Origin of the sequence: Spiroplasma endosymbiont of Lariophagus distinguendus (assembly GCF_023846195.1) — a bacterium.
Classification (GTDB): domain Bacteria; phylum Bacillota_I; class Bacilli_A; order Mycoplasmatales; family VBWQ01; genus Spiroplasma_E.
The window spans coordinates 1-1,597 of the sequence record NZ_JALMUW010000110.1; the positions used below are offsets into that span (position 1 = coordinate 1).

Annotated in this window: 2 protein-coding genes; both read left to right on the forward strand. The window is 16.8% G+C overall.

What is annotated here, in order from left to right; genetic code table 4:
- The first annotated feature begins 429 nt into the window (after nt 1-429).
- A complete protein-coding gene (locus tag M0D11_RS05855; RefSeq protein ID WP_252320959.1) occupies nt 430-1,215 on the forward strand; it encodes a ParA family protein in 786 nt (261 codons plus the stop codon).
- A 2-nt stretch (nt 1,216-1,217) separates the two neighbouring features.
- Nucleotides 1,218-1,568, forward strand: a complete 351-nt coding sequence (locus tag M0D11_RS05860) for a hypothetical protein (RefSeq protein ID WP_252320961.1) — start codon at nt 1,218-1,220, stop codon at nt 1,566-1,568.
- Nucleotides 1,569-1,597: the final 29 nt, after the last annotated feature.

Here is a 1,597-nt window from a genome sequence, read left to right on the forward strand (position 1 = left end):
TGAACTTGAAAAAGTACCAAGTAAAAAAGAATATAAAGATAATTTTTATAAACCAAAGCTAATAGCAAATTCTTTTAAAAAACAAAAAGTAAATATTGAAAAACCAATTTTAACTAATGAACAACTACAAAATATTTTAGATAATATTGATAATATTTAGTATATTTAATTTTAAAAATAAAATTTTATTTACAATGTGTTTAAAAATGTTATTTATAATTCATATTTAATTTGATTTACCATTTATTTAAATTTTAAAATATTAATTTTTATTTTAATTTATAAAAACTTTATATTTACAATGTGTTTAAAAATGTTATTTATAATTAATATTTAATTTGATTTACCATTTATTTAAATTTTATAAAAAAATATTTATTATGGTATAATATAAAATATAAAATAAAATTTTTAAAAAGGAACATATTTATGAAAATTATTACTTTAGCTAATTCAAAAGGTGGAGTTGGTAAAACTACATTAACTTTAAATTTAATTAATGTTTTATCTCAATTAGGCAAAAAAATATTAGTTTTTGATACAGACCCTCAAGCAAACTTATCAAGGTCTTTGTTACCATTTTTTAATAATCAAACAAACATAGAAAATTGATTTAAAAGTAATACAGATAATAAATTGTTGGAAAATACAATTAAAAAAACAAGTTTAAAAAATATTGATATAGTAGAAGCGTATAATAAATTAATTTCTGACACAAATCATCAACTTTATTTATCTAGTATGGGGGAACTATTATTGTATAATAATTTTAAAAAAAATTTTAATTTTTTAAAAGAAAATTATGATTATATTTTTTTTGATACATCTCCTTCTTTTAATAAAATATTATTAAGTGTTTTACTAGTAAGTGATGAAATTATTACAGTTATTGAACCACATAAATACAGTTATGAAGGAATTTTAACTATTAAAGAACCTTATGATAATGCCATTAAGAGTTTAAATGAATTAGGTTTAAAATTTAAAAATAATATGAAATATTATTTGTTAAATAAAGTTGGTAAGAATAAAACTCATGAAGCAGTAATTGATTTTTTAAATAATGGTGCATTTAAAGATAAAATTTTAAAAACAAAGATTCCACTTTCTACAATTAAACAAAAAGAAACTATGTTAATGAAATTTAATTCTATAACTTTAAAAAATCCTATTGCTATTTTAGTTAAAGAATTAATTGAAAAAGGAGTATTATAAAAATGGCAAAAAATACTATGCAAGAGGAAATAAAAAGATCTCTAGATAAAGTTGAAAAAGAAAGAAATTTAAAAGAAAATAATAATAATTTACAACAAAATAGTAATTATAATAATTTAAATAATGTTAATATTGAAAATTCAATAAATGAAAAAAATAATGTTATAGTAAGTAATTTAGATAGAAAGTTAAATCAACTTTCTAGAAAAATAAAAAAAGAAAAAAAAATATATACTACACTTTATTTAAAAAATTCTGTTAATAATAAATTGAATAAAATTGCAACTAAATTAAATATTAATAAAAGTGATGTTATTGAAATTCTTTTAAATGATTTTGAAAATAATAATTAAAAAAAGAATCCAATAGCGGATTCTGATAC